The organism is Streptomyces sp. NPDC048612 (genome assembly GCF_043199295.1).
Taxonomy (GTDB): Bacteria; Actinomycetota; Actinomycetes; order Streptomycetales; family Streptomycetaceae; genus Streptomyces.
The window spans coordinates 412,558-429,442 of the sequence record NZ_JBICVV010000002.1 but is presented as its reverse complement, the minus strand read 5'-3'; the positions used below and the strand labels follow the sequence as shown (position 1 = coordinate 429,442).

Genomic DNA, 16,885 nt, shown 5'->3' with positions numbered 1-16,885 from the left:
GGGCGGCCCCCAGGGGTCGCCGCCCGGGGCGTGCGGTCCCTACTTGATCAGCTGGGTCATGAACTCGCCGACGCCCTGCGCGGCGGACGAGATGCCCTCGAAGCCTATCTGCACCATTTCTGCCGCCCGCTGCGGGGACGTGATGATCGTGTACAGCACGAAGACAATGATCATGTACAACGCGATCTTCTTCGCCTGCGCCATCGTCCCGTCTCCCCTACGCAGTCCCCTACGGCAGTACCTGCAGCTCCCTTTGCAGTCGGGCGAGTGTAACCACAGGTGTTCGATCTCGGGAGCCGAGGTCACGGGCCCGTCCGCAGGGTGCTTCCGGCGCTGCCCGGACTGATCCTGACTTTATGGACCAAAGGCCCACCAAAGGGGGCCCTTCGTCTGCCTGTTGGGACGGCTCCCGGAGGCACCCTGAGAGGTGGGCCAAGGGATCTGGCAGGAATCCACGGCCCCGGGACCGGAGCCTCGCTGCGGGGCCCGCGCCAGGACCGTCCCCGGACGGTGGCGCGGACTGGAGGCGCGGTCCCCTCGGGGGAGCGGCCGTCCCCGGACGCCGCCGCCCCCACCGAGCAGGAGCTCCGCCACCGGGCCGCCCCTGGCAACCACGGGGGAATCCAGGAAACGGCACGGTGGTGGGGCTCCCTTCGTATGCGGAGACAGGCGCCGGGCCGCGGCACATAATGGCGGGACGCTCGCCTCAAGGGGGAACCGAAGGATGCCCATGAACTCCGCAGCAACCGCGCCCGATTCGTCCCGCCGAGCCGCCCGGCCGGCCCGCGGCGGCCTCCGTTCACCTCTGACGCGGCGCCCGGCCGTCGTGCTGGTACTGCTGGCCGGTCTGCTGGCCGCGGCCGTCGCACCCGCGGCGGCGGCGGGCCCCGGCGCCGGGGACACCGTACGGACGGCGGCCGCCGCGAGCGCTCCGAGCCGGAGCGCCGAGGCCTCCGCCGGGCTCGCCGCCGCGCCCGCGCAGCCCCTCTCGTACCGCCACCACCGCACCCACAAGACGTCGCACGTCACCTCGGTCTCCAAGTCCAAGGCGTCCAAGTGGAAGTCGAAGGTGAAGAAGAAGGGCAGCTTCTTCAAGAAGCTCGGCATCGTCCTGATCGTGCTCTTCGTCCTCTTCCTGGCGCTGGTGGCCGTGGCGATCTGGCTGCTGGTGCGTTTCGTCCGCCGCTCCCGCCGCAGGCGCGAGGCCCACTAGGCCCTTGTCCGGCCGATCACGGCCGGCCCGGCGGCGCAAGGTGCACGATCTGGTCGTGCGCGACGACGAGTTCGCCCACCACCGGGTCGCGGACATCGCCCCGTACCCACCGGGTCGCAGTCATCGCCCCGTCCGTACCCGTACGCAAGCAGAAGCCGCCGCCGGTCACGGAATCCTCTGCGGTCCATGGCGGCACCTGCGCTGCACAGCCGGTCGTCGCGGCCCCCGGACACGACGAAGGCCCCGATCCTCGTGAGGATCGGGGCCTTCGCCCTCTGAGCGGTAGCGGTGGGATTTGAACCCACGGAGGAGTTGCCCCCTCACGCGCTTTCGAGGCGCGCTCCTTCGGCCGCTCGGACACGCTACCGAGAGGAAGCTTAGCCCACGGGTGGCCGTGCGCCGAAATCGGATTCCCGGAGGCGGCCGTCACGGGCTCCGCGCACCGGTCAGCGCGCGCGGAAGAAGGCGGTGAGCAGGGCCGCGCAGTCGGCCTCCAGGACGCCGGTGATGACTTCCGGACGGTGGTTGAGGCGTCGGTCACGGATGACGTCCCAGAGCGAGCCGGCCGCGCCGGCCTTGGCGTCGCGGGCGCCGTAGACGACCCGGTCGACCCGGGAGAGCACGATCGCGCCGGCGCACATCGTGCACGGTTCGAGGGTGACGACCAGCGTGCAGTCGGTCAGCCGCCAGTCGCTCGCCCGCCGCCCGCCGCCGTCCCCGCCGGACCCGGCGCGCGAGGCCGCCTCGCGCAGGGTCCGGGCCGCGGCGCGCAGCGCGAGGATCTCGGCATGGGCGGTCGGGTCGCCGGTGGCCTCGCGTTCGTTGTGGCCGGTGCCGAGGACCGTGCCGTCGGCGGACAGCACGACGGCGCCCACCGGGACGTCGCCGGTCCCGGGGGCGCGGGCGGCCTCGCCCAGCGCCTGCCGCATCGCCGCGGTCCAGGGATCGCGCAGCGGGTCGGGCGCGGGGGAGGGAAGAGAGGCGGATGGGGGGACGGTCATGTCCCCAGTGTCGGGGACGTGACCGGGGCGGGGCCCGCGGACCCCGGGGGCCGAGCGCGGCCGGGCCGGATCAGCGCACGGCTTCGAGGACCTCCGTGCAGCCCAGCGAGTCCGCGATGGTGCTCAGCGCATCACCGTCGAGGGCCAGCAGCTCCCGCTCGCCGACACCCAGGTCGGCCAGCAGACCGGCATCGCCGAGCGGGCCGTGCGGCGGGCCGTCCGAGCCGTTCACCGCCTCCAGGGGGTCGTCCACGCTGTTGTCGGATTCGGGTTCGCCGTCCTCCGTGCCGTCCAGGTCGAGGCTGTCGAGGTCGTCGGTCGCGTCCTCGTCGTCGCGACCGAGCAGCTCGTCGGTCAGCATGGCGCCGTACGAGCTTCTGGCGGCGAGGGCGGCATTGGAGAGGAAGACCCGTGGGTCGTCCTCGCCGTCCACCCGGATGACGCCGAACCAGGCGTCCTCCTGCTCGATGAAGGCCACCACCGTGTCGTCGTCGACCGCCGCCTCTCGGGCCAGGTCGGCCAGATCGGTCAGCGTCTCCACATCGTCGAGCTCCGTATCGCTCGCTTCCCACCCGTCTTCGGTGCGCGCGAGCAGTGCGGCGAAGTACACCGTGACTCTCCCACTGGTCATAGGCGTGCCGGGCCGGGCGGGGCGGCGCTGCACGCCGTTGGTCCCGCCCCTTCGGAATCGTGGCAGAAACAACGCGTCCGCGCGGGGTCTTCGGCGCTGCGTCGTGCGGAGGTTGTGAGAGATGTCGCTCACGTGCCGCAGCGCGAGCGGGGGCGCGGGGGCGTTCCGCTACCGGCGCAATCGGCTCCGCTACCCGCGGAACGTGCGCATCCGCAGGGCCTGACGCATCCGCTCGGCCCGTGCGCGGCGCGGCTGGACGCGGTCCCGCAGCTCCTTGGCCTCGTGGAGTTCCCGCAGGAATTGGGCGCGGCGCCGTCGGCGCGCCGCTTCGCTCCCGGCGTCCGGGGGCGCGCTCCGGTCGTCCGGGACGGCGTCGTTCGGGTCATCGGTCCGCTTACGGTCGGGCACGGGCACACCACCTCGGGCCGGCACTTCGCCCGATCGCGGAACGGCCAATCGGGCGTACGTGCCCCCTTTCCCTCCTTTCGGCGGTTTGATGCCGGTCGCCTCGGGTGGCGGCGCCCGTCTGCCGGGCGCCGCAGGGCGGGCTCCCGGGCTCTCCGCCTCGGTTACTGTCGATGTCATGCGGATTCACGTCGTCGACCACCCGCTGGTGGCGCACAAACTCACCACTCTGCGCGACAAGCGCACCGACTCCCCCACCTTCCGGCGCCTCGCCGACGAGCTGGTCACCCTGCTCGCGTACGAGGCCACCCGCGATGTGCGCACCGAGCAGGTCGACCTCGAAACCCCGGTGACGGCGACCACCGGCGTGCGGCTGTCGCACCCGCGCCCGCTGGTCGTCCCGATCCTGCGGGCCGGTCTGGGCATGCTGGAGGGCATGGTCCGGCTGCTGCCCACCGCCGAGGTCGGCTTCATGGGCATGGTCCGCAACGAGGAGACCTACGAGGCGCACACGTACGCCACGCGGATGCCGGACGACCTCTCGGGCCGTCAGGTGTACGTCGTCGACCCGATGCTCGCCACCGGCGGCACGCTGGTCGCCGCGATCCGTGAGCTGATCGAGCGCGGTGCGGACGATGTCACCGCGATCTGCCTGCTGGCCGCGCCGGAAGGTGTCGCGGTCATGGAGAAGGAGCTGGCCGGGGCGCCGGTGACGGTGGTCACCGCGGCGGTCGACGAGCGGCTCAACGAGGACCGCTACATCGTGCCGGGCCTCGGCGACGCGGGCGACCGGATGTACGGCACGGCCGGCTGAGCGGCCCCGCCCTTTTCCCCTGAACACTGTTCGGGCCCCGCACCACGGCTGGTGCGGGGCCCGTTCTCATACGCTCAGCACTTGGCGCCGGCGGCGGGGGCCGGGGACGGATGGGTCAGCAGGGACAGCGACTTGGCGGCCTGCTGCTGGGGGGCGAGTGCCTTGAAGCCGTCGCCGATGACCAGGTCGAGTTCGGCGCCCTTGCGGCCGTCGGTCTTCTTCTCGGCGCCGGTGAGCTGGGTGGCGAGCACCTTCAGCGGGCCGTCGGCGGCCGCGTCGGGGCCGAGCAGTATTCCGGCGCCCTTGACCTTCTTGTCGTAGGCGGCGGGGGCGTTGCCCACCTTGCCGATCTTGAAGCCGCGCTTCTGGAGCTCGTCGGCGGTGCGCTTGGCGAGTCCGGAACGCGGGGTGGCGTTGAAGACGTTGACGGTCAGCGCGCCGGGCGCGGGGAGCTTGCGGGCGGCGGTCTTCGCCTGAGCGGCGTCCGCCTGGGCGCCGTCCGGGCACTTCTGTTTGTCCTGGGCGGCGTGCGCGGTGTTGCTCCGGCCGCCGAAGACGTCGATGAGCTGCAGGGTCCCCCAGCCGGCCAGGCCGAGGGCGCAGGCGGCGGCGACGAGGGTGAGAACGATGCGGCGACGGTGGCGGGGACGGCGCATCCGCGGATACCTGTCGCCCGTGATGCGGTACTTCCTACCGCCCATGCCAGGGGGCGTCAGCATGCTCATGGGCGCAGCGTAGTGCGAAGGGCGGTCCGTGCCTACTAAATGATCAACGCGTGGCGTGAGACCCAACCCAAAAGGATCAACTTCTGTCGGGAGGGGTGGGAAGTGGTTAGGCTTGTCATGACCATTTCAGGGGGCATCTTTCCTGCCCCCAGCACGTCTTCTGTGGGGAAACAAGAACGTGAAGATGCTCAAGTCCGCCACGGTGGGAACGCTGTGCGCGGCCGTGTCCCTGACCGGACTGACCCTGGCGCCGGCGGCTTACGCCGAAGGCAAGGGCGGCTGCTACGACTACTCCAACACCCACGAGCACAACAACAAGATCTACTACTGGCAGTCGTGCGTCAGCAAGCCCGAGCGGGGGATTCTGCGCGCCTACGCGCGCGTCTGGCTGCCCGCCAACCACGAGAAGTGCCAGGTGGAGTTCAACGTCCTCAAGGAGGGCAGTGGCAGCAAGGTCTACAAGGCGGCCACCCGGCCCTGCCCCAAGAGCAAGGTGAACAAGTACACCATCAAGGGGTTCGACTGGGAGCCGAAGTCGGCCGGCCGCTACACGGTGGTGGCGCGGCTCCGCGGTGCGGGGTCCACACACAATGTGATCCCGCGCAGCCCCTGGATTCAGATGCCGTGACCCGCGGCTGAGCAGGGTGGCCCATCGGTGCTCACCGGTGGGCCGTTCGCCGTTTTCGGCCGCTTGCCGGCCGGCCTGCTCGTACGGGCGGCGGTGTGGGGTGGCGTCAGTCCAGTTCGAGCACGCGGGCGTGCAGCACCTGGCGCTGCTGGAGGGCCGCGCGCACCGCGCGGTGCAGCCCGTCCTCCAGGTAGAGGTCGCCCTCCCACTTGACGACATGCGCGAAGAGGTCGCCGTAGAACGTCGAGTCCTCGGCGAGCAGCGTCTCCAGGTCGAGCTGCTGCTTGGTCGTCACCAACTGGTCGAGGCGTACCGGGCGCGGGGCCACGTCCGCCCACTGGCGGGTGCTCTCCCGGCCGTGGTCGGGGTACGGCCGGCCGTTTCCGATGCGCTTGAAGATCACACGGAAAGCCTACCGGGCGAGCGGCGCCGGGCGCAGCCATGCCGCAGCAGCGCAAAAGGATCATTGGCCGCAAAGTTGGATCTTTGGGGAGCTGAGGTGCGGCGGATATGGCCGGATGCGACCCGAACGGCCTACGGGACGGCCTGTCGTGGCGGGGCCGGCCCCGGTGTCGCGCGGCCGGGCGTCACCACTTCCGGGCGGTGGCCAGGCTCGGCTGCCAGTAGGTGACCCGGGCGGTGTGCGGGTCGACATGGACCGGGGCGCGGCCGTCGAGGCCGACCTGGGTGGGGGTGGCGCGGGCCGTCAGGGCGACGCCGAACTGGGAGACCTTGCGGCCCCGGTGGTGCCCGCGGTGTGCGGCGGAGGTGGTGATCAGGGCGTACGCGGTCCGGTTGGGAGCGAGGGCGACGGCGGCGGGCGGTGCACTGGCCTCGATGGCCGGGAGGGGGGCCCGGCGGTCGTCGCCGAACCGCAGCAGTGGGTAGGGCTGGGCGGCGAACGTGCAGGGACGGTCGGAGAAGTTGGTGACCGTCAGCAGCATGCGGTGGGGCCGCCGCGGCATCGCGCCGGCGTGGAACCTGAGCATCTCGGGGGTGCAGACGACCCGGCCGTCCGGGCCGCGGGGCGGGGCGCCGTCGTCGTGCGAGGCGGACAGGGTGGGGACCGGTGACACCGCCCTGTTCGAGCCCTCGGTCTGCCGGCCGGCGTCGTGGCAGCCGGTGGTCAGGACCAGCGTGGCGGTGGCGAGGAGCGCTGCGGCGGCAGCCCGGCGGGCGGTGGCGGTGACAGTGATGGGCATGGGTGCTCCCCGGACGGTGGCGTGTACACGACCTTCGGTGGGGGTGCTGGCGATCGGCTAACGCACGGCTAACGCGGGCCGGGGCGCGGCTCCTGCGCGGGCCGCCGCTCCCGGGACCGTGACGAAAGTCGGGGGCCGTTCCTGCCGAACGGCAGTGGTGAGCGGGGAACCGCCGGACCTAGCGTCCCGGTACGCACCGAGCGGTGCGCAAGGGGAGGGCGAGAGGAGAACGGCGTGCTCGGCATACGGGAGCGCGGGACAGCGGGCGGGGCAGCGGGGAAGGCCCGGGGCGGGACGGCGGAACGGGGGGCGCGGGCGGCGCGGGAGCGGCCGGCCGGGCGGTGGCTGTGGGGAGCGGGCACCGTGCTGCTGGTGCTCGCGGTGCACAGCAACTGGCATCTGGCGTCGGCCGCCTGGCTGTTTCCGGTCTTTCTGCTGCGCTACGCCCGGCTGCGGCCGGCCTGGCGCGGGCTGCCGCGCGTCGGATACGCGCTGGGACTGGCCCAGTTGGCGTGGCTGGCCTCGACGGGCCTGGTGTTCGTGCCGTCCGTGGTGGCGGTGTTCGCGGTGCTCACCGTGGTGCAGACGCTGCCGTTCGTGGCCGACCGGCTGGTCGCGGCGCGCTCCGGTGCGGTGTGGTCGACGCTGGTCTTCCCGGTGGTGCTGGTCTGCGGCGAGTATCTCTTCACGCTGCTGGCCGGCTTCGGGGACTACGGGGTGCTCGGCTTCACCCAGCACGGCTTTCTGCCGCTGGTCCAACTCGCCTCCGTCACCGGGGTGTACGGCGTCAGCTTCGTCGTGGCGTGGACGGCCTCGGTCGCGCACTGGGCCTGGGGGCGCGGCTTCCGGTGGCGGGAGATCCGGCGCGGAGCGCTGGTGTGGGCCGGGGTGCTCGCCCTGGTGCTGGGGGCCGGTGGCGTACGGCTGGTGGCCTTCGCGCCGACGACGACGACCGTACGGGTCGCGGGCGTCAGCGCCGGCCATCCCGCGGTACGGGCCGGTGAACGGGCGCTGCACGGGGCAGGGACGGAGCTGTGGCGGCCGCGGAACCTCGTGCGGGCCGATCCGCGGCGGGTCCGCGCCGCGCTGGCGCCGGTGACCGACGATCTGGTGGCGGCCACCGACCGGGAGGCGCGGGCCGGGGCGCGGATCGTGGTGTGGCCGGAGACCCAGGCCCGCGTCCTGGCACCGGACCGGAAACGGCTGCTCGCCCGGGTCGCCGCGATCGCCCGCAAGCGTCAGGTCTACGTCGACACCGCCTTCGCGCTCCACACCCCGCGGCCGCCCTATGTGCGCAATGTCGCCGCGCTGGTGACACCGGAGGGGAAGGTCGCCCGGACCTACGACAAGACGCACCCGACCCCGATGGAGCCGATGACGCCCGGCCCGGGGGAGGTGCCCGTGACCGGCTCGCCGTACGGGCGGCTGGCGACGGTGATCTGCTACGACGCCGACTTCCCCGCGCTGATGCGGCAGGCGGCGGACCGGGGCGCCGGACTGCTCATGGTGCCCGCCAACGACTGGGCGGGCTTCGAGTCGCTGCACGCCCAGCGGGCCGTCCTCCGGTCCGTGGAGTACGGCTACGCCATGGTCCGGCAGTCCGTGCACGGCGTTGCCACCGCCGTGGACCACCAGGGCCGCGTCCGGGCCGCGGCGGACTACTTCACCGCGGACCGGCAGACGCTGGTCGCCGAGGTGCCGGTGCAGCCGCGCACCGACACCCTCTACAGCCGGACCGGTGATCTGTTCGCCCTGCTGTGCGCGGGCGGGACGCTGCTCGTGGTGGCGCTCGGGGTGCGGGGGCGCCGGTCCGCCGCCGGTGTCCCCGCGCCCGGTGCCGGACGTCCGTGAACTCTTCAACTCCCCGACGGTGAAGGGGTGCCGCTCCGGTCGCTCCCGGGTGGCGTGGCGGTGCCGGTCGGGGGTGCGGAGGGCGGCTGCCCGGTCCCGGAGGGGCGGTCGGACGGCCGGGCCGTGGGGGGCTCCGTGGGGCGGCTGCGCGGTGGCTCGGCCGGGGCGGTGCGGGGGGCTGGTGAACCGGGGCCGGCGGTGCTCGTGCCGCCGGTCGGCGGTGCGCTGGGCGCGGGCGTCGGTTCGGTGGGCGTCGCGTCCGGTGACGGGCTGACGGGGTGCGGCGGCCGTGCGGGCCGCGGCCGGTCCGGCGGGCCGTCGGGGGCGGCGGCCAGATAGCCGAGCGCGACGGCGGCGGCCGCGGCGGCCGCGGCCAGCGGCAGCCCGAAACGGCGCAGCCAGGGCGGCCGCTGACCGGACAGCCGCCCGCGGCGCAGCGCCGGTCCCGGGGGCGCGGCGGGCCGCAGGTCCCGGAGGCCGATGCTCTCCGCGCGGGCCGCGAAGGCCCGCCGCAGCCGGTCCTCCACGGGGCGCCCGGACAGCGGGCCTTCGGGGCCGGGCCCGGTGCCGCCCGCGCCGCCGGGGCCGGAGACGCCGCCTGCCGGGCCGCCTCCGGTGCGGCCGGTGGTGCCGGGGCCGTTCATGACCGCGCCTCCAAGATCTTCTCCAGCGAGTCCAGGGCGCGGCTGGCGAGGGACTTCACCGCGCCGCGGCTGATGCCCAGTGTCGTCGCGATCTGCGCCTCCGTCAGATCGCCCCAGTAGCGCAGCACGAGCACCTCCCGGCGGCGGGCGGTCAGCCCGCTCAGCGCGGCGAACACCTCCCGGTGCTCCTCGTCCAGCACGATCCGCTCCTCGGCGGAGGGTGCATCCGCCTCGTACGGCGGGGTGTAGTCGCGTGCGGTACGCCGGCGCCGCAGCACCGAGCGGGCGGCGTTGACCACCGCGGTGCGCAGATAGGCGAGCGCGTTGTCGACCTCGTCGAGCCGTTCGCCGTGCCGCTTGTAGAGCGCGGCGAAGGCGTCCTGCACGACGTCCTCCGCGGTGGCGCGGTCGTCGACGAGCAGGACGGCCAGCCGGACCATCGGCAGCCGGTGCGCGTGGTACAGCTCGCTGATCGTGGGCGCGGGATCGGGCGCCGCGGCGCCCCCGGCGTCCGGCAACCGGCTCGGGGAGCCGTCGGGTCGGCCGTGGGCGGCGGGCCGGGACGGGTGGCCGGTGCGCGGTGTCTCGCGGCGGGCGGCCGCCGGGCGGACGGTGCGCAGCAGCCACCGCCACAGGGCAGGCCGGGGCCCCGGCAGGGCGAACCGTACCGGGGCGGGGTGCGGGGCGGCGGAGTACTCCATCGCTTCCTCGGGGCGGGCGCGCGGGGAGCGGTGGCTCAGGCGCGCCGGCGGCGGACCGTGTAGACGGTGCCGCCACCCGCGAGGAGCAGCGCCGCGGCGACACCGCCGAGCGCCAGGGTGGTCGTGGAGGAAGCCCCGGTGCGCGCGAGTTCCTTGCCGCCGTCCTTCCCGGGGGCGGGGGCGGGCTTGCCGGGGGAGGACGGTGTGGCGCTGGGCGGCGGCGTGGCGTCGCTCGGCTGCGGCCCCGGGCGGGTCGGGCCGGCCGAGGGCCGCGGGGCGCCGGGCGGCTCGGTGGGTGCCGGGGTGGCGGGCGGCTCGGTGGGCGCCTCGGTGGGGCTGCTGGGGGGCGGGGTGGGCCGTTCGCTGCCGTCGCTCGGGGCGGGCGAGGGGGCCGCGTGGCCGGCGGCCAGGTAGTGCGGCCGGGACGCCTGGCCGTCCTCGGCGTGCGCGGTGCCGGCCGACAGCGCGGCCAGGGCGAGCGCCGCGGCCAGCCCGGTGCCGGCCGCACCGCGCAGTCGGGGGCGGGCGGCGTACGGCCGGGCGGCGGAGGTGGTGCGGAAGGTACGGGTGGACTTCACGGTCGGCTGCTCCACGTTCTTCGACGGGGCGGCGCCGGATGGCGCCCTCACCCCTGACGACGTGCGGCAGGGGCGGGGGTTGCCGGGCGGCGCGAAAAAAATTCAGCCGGTGAGCGGCACGGCCGGCGGGTCCGCCGTGTCCTCGTGTGTGCAGGGGTCCTCCGTGCCGTGGACCTCCCATGCGGGGAACGGGTCGTCGGTGGCCGTGGGGGTGGGCTCGTCGGGGGTGAGGAGGCAGGCGGTCAGGGCGGTGTGCAGCGGGCCGGGGCGCAGGCCGGTGCCGATGAAGACCAGTTCCTGGCCGGTCTGGGCGGGCTCCGTGCCGCTCGTGGGGGCGGTGCCGTCGTCCGTGCCCGACGGCTCGAAGCGGGCGACCGAACCGGCCTGGGACCACAGGCCGGTGAGGCCGGGACGGGTGGCGAGGCGGAAGAAGCCCTTGGAGCGGAGGATCTGGCCGAAGGCGCCGCCGTCGAGCTGCTCGGTGACGAACTGCCAGAGGCGGGCCGGGTGGAAGGGGCGGGCGGCGCGGAAGACGGTGCTGGAGATCCCGTACTCCTCGGTCTCCGGGACGTGGTCGCCGTTGAGTTCCCGTACCCAGCCCGGCGCCTGCTGGGCGCGCTCCAGGTCGAAGCGGCCGGTGCCCAGCACCTCGGTGAGCGCCACCGCGCCGTGGCGGGCCGTGACGACCTGGGCGGCCGGGTTGAGCCGGGCCAGCGTCGCCCGCAGGCGCTCGGTTGTCGCGGCGTCCACCAGGTCGGTCTTGTTGAGTACCAGGACATCGGCGAACTCGACCTGGTCCATCAGGAGGTCGCTGACCGTGCGCTCGTCGTCCTCGTACTGGTCCAGGCCGCGCTCCACGAGGCCGTCGCCGCCGGTGAGTTCGGGCAGGAAGCCGGCCGCGTCGACGACGGTGACCATGGTGTCCAGGCGCGCGAGGTCGCCGAGCGTGGCGCCGTCGTCGCGGGGGAAGGCGAAGGTCGCGGCGACCGGCATCGGTTCGGAGATGCCGCTGGACTCGATCAGCAGATAGTCGAAGCGTCCGGCCCGGGCCAGCCGCTCGACCTCCGTCAGCAGATCGTCGCGCAGGGTGCAGCAGATGCACCCGTTGGTCATCTCGACGAGCCGTTCCTCGGTACGGGACAGCGCCGCGTCGCCGCCGCGCACCAGCGCCGCGTCGATGTTGATCTCGCTCATGTCGTTGACGATGACGGCGACGCGGAGGCCCTCGCGGTTGCCCAGCACGTGGTTGAGCAGCGTCGTCTTGCCGGCGCCGAGGAAGCCGGAGAGCACGGTGACGGGCAGCCGGGGGTGCGTCATGGCCGGTCAGCCCTTCGGGTCGATCAGTCCGAGCCGGTAGGCCTTCGCGAGGCGGCGCGGCACCTGGTACACGGAGCCGTCGACGGTGACCGGCACCAACTGCGGTGCGCTGGCCTTCCACTGGGCCCGGCGGTGGCGGGTGTTGCTGCGGGAGAGCTTGCGCTTGGGTACGGCCATGGGGCGGGCCTCCTACGGGAAGGGCGGGCGGGCCGGTGCGGCACACCGGCGGCGGGCGTCCCCGGGAGGCTATATGGAAATGGGTACCGTTTTCAATTGGACCCTGTGGGGCCCCGGGCGGCGGCCGGGAACGCCACCGCCCGGGGCGGCCTGCGGCAGGCCACCCCGGGCGGACCGGCGCCTGGGCCGGACGATCCCCGGCGGGGTCAGATCGTGGCGGTGTCGATGACGAAGCGGTAGCGCACATCGCTGGCCATGACCCGCTCGTACGCCTCGTTGATCCGGTCCGCGCCGATCACCTCGATGTCCGCGGCGAGCCCGTGCTCACCGCAGAAGTCGAGCATCTCCTGGGTCTCCGCGATGCCGCCGATCATCGAGCCGGCGAGCGACTTGCGCTGCGGGATCAGTGCGAACGCCGCGACCGGCAGCGGGTTCTCGGGGGCGCCGACCTGGACCAGGGTGCCGTCGGTGCGCAGCAGCCCGAGGTAGGCGTTCAGGTCCAGGTTGGCCGAGACGGTGTTGACGATCAGGTCGAAGGTGCCGACCAGCTCCTCGAAGGTGGCCGGGTCGGACGTCGCGTAGTAGTGGTCGGCGCCCAGCCGCAGACCGTCGTCCTTCTTGCGCAGCGACTGGCTCAGCACCGTGACCTCCGCGCCCATCGCATGCGCGATCTTCACGCCCATGTGCCCGAGGCCGCCCAGGCCGACGATCGCGACCTTCTTGCCGGGGCCGGCCTGCCAGTGGGCGAGCGGCGAGTAGAGGGTGATGCCGGCGCAGAGCAGCGGCGCGGCGGCGTCCAGCGGGATGCTCTCCGGTATCCGCAGGGCGTAGTTCTCGTCGACGACGATATGGGTGGAGTAGCCGCCGTAGGTGGTCTCGCCGTCCCGGCCGGTGGCGTTGTACGTGCCGACGTTGCCCAGCTCGCCGGTGCAGTACTGCTCCAGCCCGGCCCGGCAGTTGTCGCACTCCCGGCAGGAGTCGACGAAGCAGCCGACGCCGACCCGGTCGCCCGCCCGGTAGCGGGTGACCTCGGCACCGACCTCGGTGACCACACCGGCGATCTCGTGGCCGGGGACGATCGGGAAGGCCCCGCCGTCGCCCCACTCGGCGCGCACGGTGTGGATGTCGGAGTGGCAGATACCGGCGTACTTGATGTCGATCAGGATGTCGTGGGCACCCAGCTCGCGGCGCGGAATCGTGATCCGCTCCAGCGGTGCCTTCGGGGCGGGTGCGGCGTACGCGGAGACAGAGGTGTGCGTCATGCCACCGAGGATGCGGCGTCCGGGGGTGCGTAACCAGTGCACCCTTGAACATATGCATGGCGTGCCTACTACTGACGGAACCACCCACCGGACCGGGGGGCGGCCGCCGCACGCGGTCCTGGACCAGCGCACCGAGCTGAGCGAGTTCCTGCGCTCCCGGCGGGCCCGGCTGCGGCCGGCGGACGTCGGGCTGCCGGAGTTCGGCGGCCGGCGCCGGGTGCCCGGTCTGCGCCGGGAGGAGCTGGCGCAGCTGGCCGGAGTGAGTGTGGCGTACTACATCCGTCTCGAACAGGGCCGCGGCCGCAATGTCTCGGCCGCCGTGCTGGACGCCATCGGCACCGCCCTGCGGCTGACCCCCGCCGAGCGCGACCACCTCACCCATCTCGTCCGCCCCGTCGCCCGCCGGCTGCGGCCCGCCGTCCGTCCGCAGCGGGTACGCCCCGCGCTCCAGCAGCTGATCGACACGATGGAGCGGGTCCCGGCCTATGTCATCGGACGGCGGCTGGACGTCATCGGCTGGAACCGCCTCGCCTGCGCCCTGCTCGGCGACTTCGCCGCCCTGCCGCCCGAGCGCCGCAACCTGGCCTGGCAGGTGTTCCTGGACCCGGCGGCCCGTGAGCTGTACGAGGACTGGGACGCCAAGGCCGCCGACGTGGTCGGCTATCTGCGGCGCGACGCGGGCCGCAATCCGGACGACCCGGCGATGGCGGCGCTGATCAGCCGGCTCTCGGTCGGGAGCCCGGAGTTCCGCCGGCTGTGGGCCGCGCACGACGTACAGGACAAGGGCTTCGGCCGGAAGGTCCTCCGCCACCCGCTGGCCGGGCGGCTGACCCTGGCCTACGAGACCCTGACCCTGCCCGCCGACCCCGACCAGCAGGTGATCACCTACCACGCCGAACCGGGGTCGCGGTCGGCCGCAGCGCTCCGGCGGCTGGCGTCGGATCAGGCGAAGACCACCGAACGGACCTTCAGCCGCTCCGAGCCGTGACCGCCGTTCGGCCGGAGGCTGAAGAAGTCGCCCGTGCAGTCGGGTCCGGCGAACACCGTCGCGACGGACGAGGTGTAGTTCTTCGGGGTGTGCGCGGGCGGCAGGGCCGGGTCGGCCACCTCGGGGAGGGTGATGCACACCCGGCTCACCGGGTCGGGCAGCAGCCCCACATGCGGTGTGCCGGTCTGGTCGGTGTAGACGTAGGTGAAGGGGCCGGTGGCCGCGCCTGCCGGGGCGGCGGGCAGGGACAGGGCGAGCGCGAGCGCACCGAGGGCGGTGGCGGCGGTGTGGCGAAGACGCATACGGACATTCCTTCCGTTCCGGTTCTGTGCGGAATGTGTGCTTCCCGGTCATTCGCCCGGTGATGTACGCCGTCACACGAAGGAGTTGCGTCGAGACACGTGCTCGGCCGTTGTTCGGGGGCGGGGCGGGGCCGGGCGATCCGGGCTGAGCCGGGGCCCGGCGCGCCGAAGGCCGCGCCGCCGGCTGGTCGGAGCTCCCGGATCACCTGACGGCCGGCGGCCGGGCCGTCGGCCGTGGTCCCGCCACCCCTTCCCATACTCAAGAATATGACTAATCATGGTCGCGACTATGAGGGCAGGGTCCGCGCTCCGGTCGGCGTGTGCCGTGCCGGGTGTGGACGGCTGCCCGGCCGAGGCGAGGAGGAGTCACATGGCGACGACCGCGGAGCGCTTCAAGGCGGCGGTGGAGGCACAGGAACTCAAGGCGGTGGAAGAGCTGTTCACCGAGGACGTCCGCCTCTACAGCCCGGTGAAGTTCGCGCCCTTCGAGGGACGCCCGGCGGTGCTCGGGCTGTTCGGGGTGCTGCTGCGCACCTTCGAGGACTTCCACTACGTCGGCGAGCTGACGGGCAGCGCACAGACCGCGGCCGGACCGGACGGCGGCTCCGCCGACTCCACGGTCCTGGTCTTCCGGGCCACCGTGAACGGCAGGCAGATCCACGGTATCGATCTGCTCCAGTTCGACGAGGCGGGCCTGATCAAGGAGTTCACGGTGATGGTGCGGCCGCAGTCCGCGGTGCAGGCGCTGGGCGAGGCCGTGCTGGCCGGACTGGTCGAGGACGGGCTGGCGCCGCAGGCGTAGGGCCTGTAGCGGCGGCGGCCGGCGGCTCGGGCCGCCCCGCCGCCGGCCGGAAGCCGTGGCGGGGCCGCCCAGTCGGGGCGGGCGTTACACCCGCTCCGCCTGCTCGACCGTGATCGCCGAGGCCGGGCAGATGGCCGCCGCCTCGTGCACCGCGTCGTGCAGCGCGGCCGGCGGTTCGGCGTCGAGCAGCAGGACGATGCCGTCCTCCTCGCGCTGGTCGAACACCTCCGGCGCGGACAGCACACAGCTTCCGGCGCCGCAGCACCTGTCCTGGTCAATGAGTACGCGCATGGCTCTCTCCACAGTGAGTCGCCCGGCTTCCGAAGGCCGTGGGCGGACGGGTGGTGACGGGATGACGGGTACGGCCGGGGCGGCGGCACCGGGCGTGGCTGCTCACCACGCGACCGGCAGTGCGTGCACCCCGTAGATCCCCATGTCATGGCGGAACGGAAGGTCCTCGAAGGGGGCGTCGAGCCGCAGGCCGGGCAGACGGCGCAGCAGGGTCTCCAGGGCGGTCTGCAGTTCCACGCGGGCCAGCGGCTGGCCCAGGCACTGGTGGACGCCGAAGCCGAAGGCGACATGGCGGCGGGCGTCCCGGCCGACGTCGAGCGCCTCGCTGCCGGGGAAGACCGCCTCGTCGCGGTTGGCGGTGTTGAGCGTGCACAGCACGCCCTCGCCGGCGCGGATCGTCCTTCCACCGACGACGACGTCCTCGTCGGCGACCCGCGGAAGACCGTTGTGCACGATCGTCAGATAGCGCAGCAGCTCCTCGACGGCACCCTTGATGAGCGACGGGTCCGCACGCAGCCGCGCCAGCTGGCCGGGGTTGCGCAGCAGGGTCAGGGTGGACAGCGCGGTCATGTTGGCGGTGGTCTCATGGCCGGCGACCAGCAGCAGCCGTCCCATGGCGGCGATCTCCGCGTCGTCGAGTGCGCCGCGGGCGACCAGCCGGCTGACGATGCCGTCGTCGGGCGCGCGCCGCTTGGAATCGGCGAGTCGGCACAGATAGTCGTGGAGCTCCTGCTGTGCGGCGCGGACCTGTGCGGGCGTGGACCGCAGACCGAGCAGCACACTGCTGCGCTGCTGGAAGAACTCGTGGTCGTCGTAGGGGACGCCGAGCAGCAGGCAGATCACCAGCGACGGCAGCGGCAGTGCGAACTCCGCGACCAGATCGGCCGTCTGCCGCCCCTCGGTCATCCGGTCGAGCAGCTCGTCGGTGAGGCGCTGCACCTCGGGGCGCATCGCCTCCATCTTCTTCACCATGAAGTCGGCGGTGAGCATCCGGCGCAGCCGCGCGTGCTCGGGGTCGTCCTGGCGGATGAACGAGGTGTTGCCGGTGGCGAACTCCCGTGCACCGGCGGTCAGGAACGGGAATCCCGGGCGGTGGGCGTCGGCGCTGAACCGCGGGTCGCCGAGCACCTGCCGTACGTCCTCGTGCCGGGTCACCAGCCAACAGGCCGAGCCGTCCCACAGCGTGGCCCGGGTGACCGGCTCCTCCCGGTGGGCCCGCGCGATCTCGGGTGCCGGGTCGAAGGGGCAGCCGGTGGCCCGTTGGCCCGGGACGGCGACGGGGGCGCGCCCCGTGCCCGTCCCGGCGTCCCGCTCCCTCTCCTTGTCCCTGCGTTGTGCGGTCGTCATGCGGCT

At 73.5% G+C, this 16,885-nt stretch carries 22 protein-coding genes and 1 tRNA gene; 6 read left to right on the top strand and 17 right to left on the bottom strand.

Features of this window, described 5'->3' with window-relative positions; all coding sequences use genetic code 11:
• Positions 1 to 39: 39 nt before the first annotated feature.
• Positions 40 to 204: a hypothetical protein gene (locus ACGFN2_RS05200; protein ID WP_167392858.1), complete on the bottom strand. Its 165-nt coding sequence runs from the start codon at positions 202 to 204 to the stop codon at positions 40 to 42.
• A gap of 526 nt (positions 205 to 730) precedes the next feature.
• Between ACGFN2_RS05200 and ACGFN2_RS05195 the strand changes: the two genes are divergently transcribed.
• Positions 731 to 1,213: a hypothetical protein gene (locus tag ACGFN2_RS05195; protein ID WP_393357662.1), complete on the top strand. Its 483-nt coding sequence runs from the start codon at positions 731 to 733 to the stop codon at positions 1,211 to 1,213.
• Positions 1,214 to 1,493: 280 nt separating this feature from the next.
• Here ACGFN2_RS05195 and ACGFN2_RS05190 read toward each other — a convergent pair.
• The 4 genes from ACGFN2_RS05190 to ACGFN2_RS05175 form a co-directional block, all read right to left on the bottom strand.
• A tRNA-Ser gene (locus ACGFN2_RS05190) sits at positions 1,494 to 1,580 on the bottom strand.
• Between the two features lie 79 nt (positions 1,581 to 1,659).
• Positions 1,660 to 2,214 carry a nucleoside deaminase gene (locus tag ACGFN2_RS05185; RefSeq protein WP_362603878.1) on the bottom strand — a complete coding sequence of 185 codons (555 nt, stop codon included), beginning with the start codon at positions 2,212 to 2,214 and terminating at the stop codon, positions 1,660 to 1,662.
• Positions 2,215 to 2,284: 70 nt separating this feature from the next.
• Positions 2,285 to 2,824, bottom strand: a complete 540-nt coding sequence (locus tag ACGFN2_RS05180; protein WP_393357660.1) for a hypothetical protein — start codon at positions 2,822 to 2,824, stop codon at positions 2,285 to 2,287.
• A gap of 210 nt (positions 2,825 to 3,034) precedes the next feature.
• Entirely contained in the window at positions 3,035 to 3,253 is a 219-nt protein-coding gene (locus tag ACGFN2_RS05175) for a hypothetical protein (protein ID WP_362603874.1), read from the bottom strand.
• 175 nt (positions 3,254 to 3,428) lie between these two features.
• On the opposite strand from ACGFN2_RS05175, the gene upp reads away from it, so the two are divergent.
• Positions 3,429 to 4,064 (top strand): uracil phosphoribosyltransferase, encoded by a 636-nt coding sequence (gene upp / locus ACGFN2_RS05170; protein ID WP_362603872.1) that lies wholly within the window; start codon positions 3,429 to 3,431, stop codon positions 4,062 to 4,064.
• Positions 4,065 to 4,138: 74 nt separating this feature from the next.
• On the opposite strand, the gene ACGFN2_RS05165 is transcribed toward upp, so the two are convergent.
• On the bottom strand, positions 4,139 to 4,789 hold the full coding sequence (locus tag ACGFN2_RS05165) for a LytR C-terminal domain-containing protein (RefSeq protein WP_393357658.1): 651 nt from the start codon (positions 4,787 to 4,789) through the stop codon (positions 4,139 to 4,141).
• Positions 4,790 to 4,967: 178 nt separating this feature from the next.
• On the opposite strand from ACGFN2_RS05165, the gene ACGFN2_RS05160 reads away from it, so the two are divergent.
• Positions 4,968 to 5,417 (top strand): hypothetical protein, encoded by a 450-nt coding sequence (locus ACGFN2_RS05160; protein ID WP_362603871.1) that lies wholly within the window; start codon positions 4,968 to 4,970, stop codon positions 5,415 to 5,417.
• Between the two features lie 106 nt (positions 5,418 to 5,523).
• Here the strand turns inward: ACGFN2_RS05160 and ACGFN2_RS05155 are convergent, their stop codons facing one another.
• On the bottom strand, positions 5,524 to 5,820 hold the full coding sequence (locus ACGFN2_RS05155) for a type II toxin-antitoxin system VapB family antitoxin (protein WP_006604254.1): 297 nt from the start codon (positions 5,818 to 5,820) through the stop codon (positions 5,524 to 5,526).
• Positions 5,821 to 6,004: 184 nt separating this feature from the next.
• A complete protein-coding gene (locus tag ACGFN2_RS05150) occupies positions 6,005 to 6,619 on the bottom strand; it encodes a DUF4232 domain-containing protein (RefSeq protein WP_393357655.1) in 615 nt (204 codons plus the stop codon).
• A 234-nt stretch (positions 6,620 to 6,853) separates the two neighbouring features.
• Between ACGFN2_RS05150 and ACGFN2_RS05145 the strand changes: the two genes are divergently transcribed.
• Complete coding sequence (locus tag ACGFN2_RS05145) at positions 6,854 to 8,470, top strand: apolipoprotein N-acyltransferase (protein WP_393357653.1); 1,617 nt, start codon at positions 6,854 to 6,856, stop codon at positions 8,468 to 8,470.
• 5 nt (positions 8,471 to 8,475) lie between these two features.
• Here ACGFN2_RS05145 and ACGFN2_RS05140 read toward each other — a convergent pair whose 3' ends face one another.
• From ACGFN2_RS05140 to ACGFN2_RS05115, 6 genes are all read right to left on the bottom strand, one after another.
• Positions 8,476 to 9,114 carry a hypothetical protein gene (locus tag ACGFN2_RS05140; RefSeq protein ID WP_393357651.1) on the bottom strand — a complete coding sequence of 213 codons (639 nt, stop codon included), beginning with the start codon at positions 9,112 to 9,114 and terminating at the stop codon, positions 8,476 to 8,478.
• The gene (locus ACGFN2_RS05135) at positions 9,111 to 9,815 is read right to left on the bottom strand and encodes an RNA polymerase sigma factor (RefSeq protein ID WP_393357649.1); all 705 of its coding nucleotides are present in this window, start codon (positions 9,813 to 9,815) and stop codon (positions 9,111 to 9,113) included. The genes ACGFN2_RS05140 and ACGFN2_RS05135 overlap by 4 nt, the downstream gene beginning before the upstream one ends.
• A 35-nt stretch (positions 9,816 to 9,850) precedes the next feature.
• The gene (locus ACGFN2_RS05130; protein WP_362603862.1) at positions 9,851 to 10,393 is read right to left on the bottom strand and encodes an LPXTG cell wall anchor domain-containing protein; all 543 of its coding nucleotides are present in this window, start codon (positions 10,391 to 10,393) and stop codon (positions 9,851 to 9,853) included.
• 102 nt (positions 10,394 to 10,495) lie between these two features.
• Complete coding sequence (locus ACGFN2_RS05125; protein ID WP_393357647.1) at positions 10,496 to 11,710, bottom strand: GTP-binding protein; 1,215 nt, start codon at positions 11,708 to 11,710, stop codon at positions 10,496 to 10,498.
• 6 nt (positions 11,711 to 11,716) lie between these two features.
• Positions 11,717 to 11,887 carry a 50S ribosomal protein L32 gene (gene rpmF / locus ACGFN2_RS05120; RefSeq protein ID WP_362603858.1) on the bottom strand — a complete coding sequence of 57 codons (171 nt, stop codon included), beginning with the start codon at positions 11,885 to 11,887 and terminating at the stop codon, positions 11,717 to 11,719.
• A gap of 206 nt (positions 11,888 to 12,093) precedes the next feature.
• Positions 12,094 to 13,149, bottom strand: coding sequence for an NAD(P)-dependent alcohol dehydrogenase (locus tag ACGFN2_RS05115; protein ID WP_393357645.1), 1,056 nt, complete (start codon positions 13,147 to 13,149; stop codon positions 12,094 to 12,096).
• A 52-nt stretch (positions 13,150 to 13,201) separates the two neighbouring features.
• Between ACGFN2_RS05115 and ACGFN2_RS05110 the strand changes: the two genes are divergently transcribed.
• Positions 13,202 to 14,137, top strand: coding sequence for a helix-turn-helix domain-containing protein (locus ACGFN2_RS05110; protein ID WP_393357643.1), 936 nt, complete (start codon positions 13,202 to 13,204; stop codon positions 14,135 to 14,137).
• On the opposite strand, the gene ACGFN2_RS05105 is transcribed toward ACGFN2_RS05110, so the two are convergent.
• On the bottom strand, positions 14,092 to 14,439 hold the full coding sequence (locus ACGFN2_RS05105) for a hypothetical protein (protein WP_362603852.1): 348 nt from the start codon (positions 14,437 to 14,439) through the stop codon (positions 14,092 to 14,094). The genes ACGFN2_RS05110 and ACGFN2_RS05105 overlap by 46 nt on opposite strands.
• Before the next feature lie 370 nt (positions 14,440 to 14,809).
• On the opposite strand from ACGFN2_RS05105, the gene ACGFN2_RS05100 reads away from it, so the two are divergent.
• Positions 14,810 to 15,241, top strand: a complete 432-nt coding sequence (locus tag ACGFN2_RS05100; RefSeq protein WP_362603850.1) for a nuclear transport factor 2 family protein — start codon at positions 14,810 to 14,812, stop codon at positions 15,239 to 15,241.
• An 84-nt stretch (positions 15,242 to 15,325) separates the two neighbouring features.
• Here ACGFN2_RS05100 and ACGFN2_RS05095 read toward each other — a convergent pair whose 3' ends face one another.
• Both ACGFN2_RS05095 and ACGFN2_RS05090 read right to left on the bottom strand, forming a co-directional pair.
• Entirely contained in the window at positions 15,326 to 15,532 is a 207-nt protein-coding gene (locus tag ACGFN2_RS05095) for a ferredoxin (RefSeq protein ID WP_393357640.1), read from the bottom strand.
• Positions 15,533 to 15,634: 102 nt separating this feature from the next.
• Complete coding sequence (locus ACGFN2_RS05090) at positions 15,635 to 16,879, bottom strand: cytochrome P450 (RefSeq protein WP_393357638.1); 1,245 nt, start codon at positions 16,877 to 16,879, stop codon at positions 15,635 to 15,637.
• Between the last annotated feature and the right edge of the window lie 6 nt (positions 16,880 to 16,885).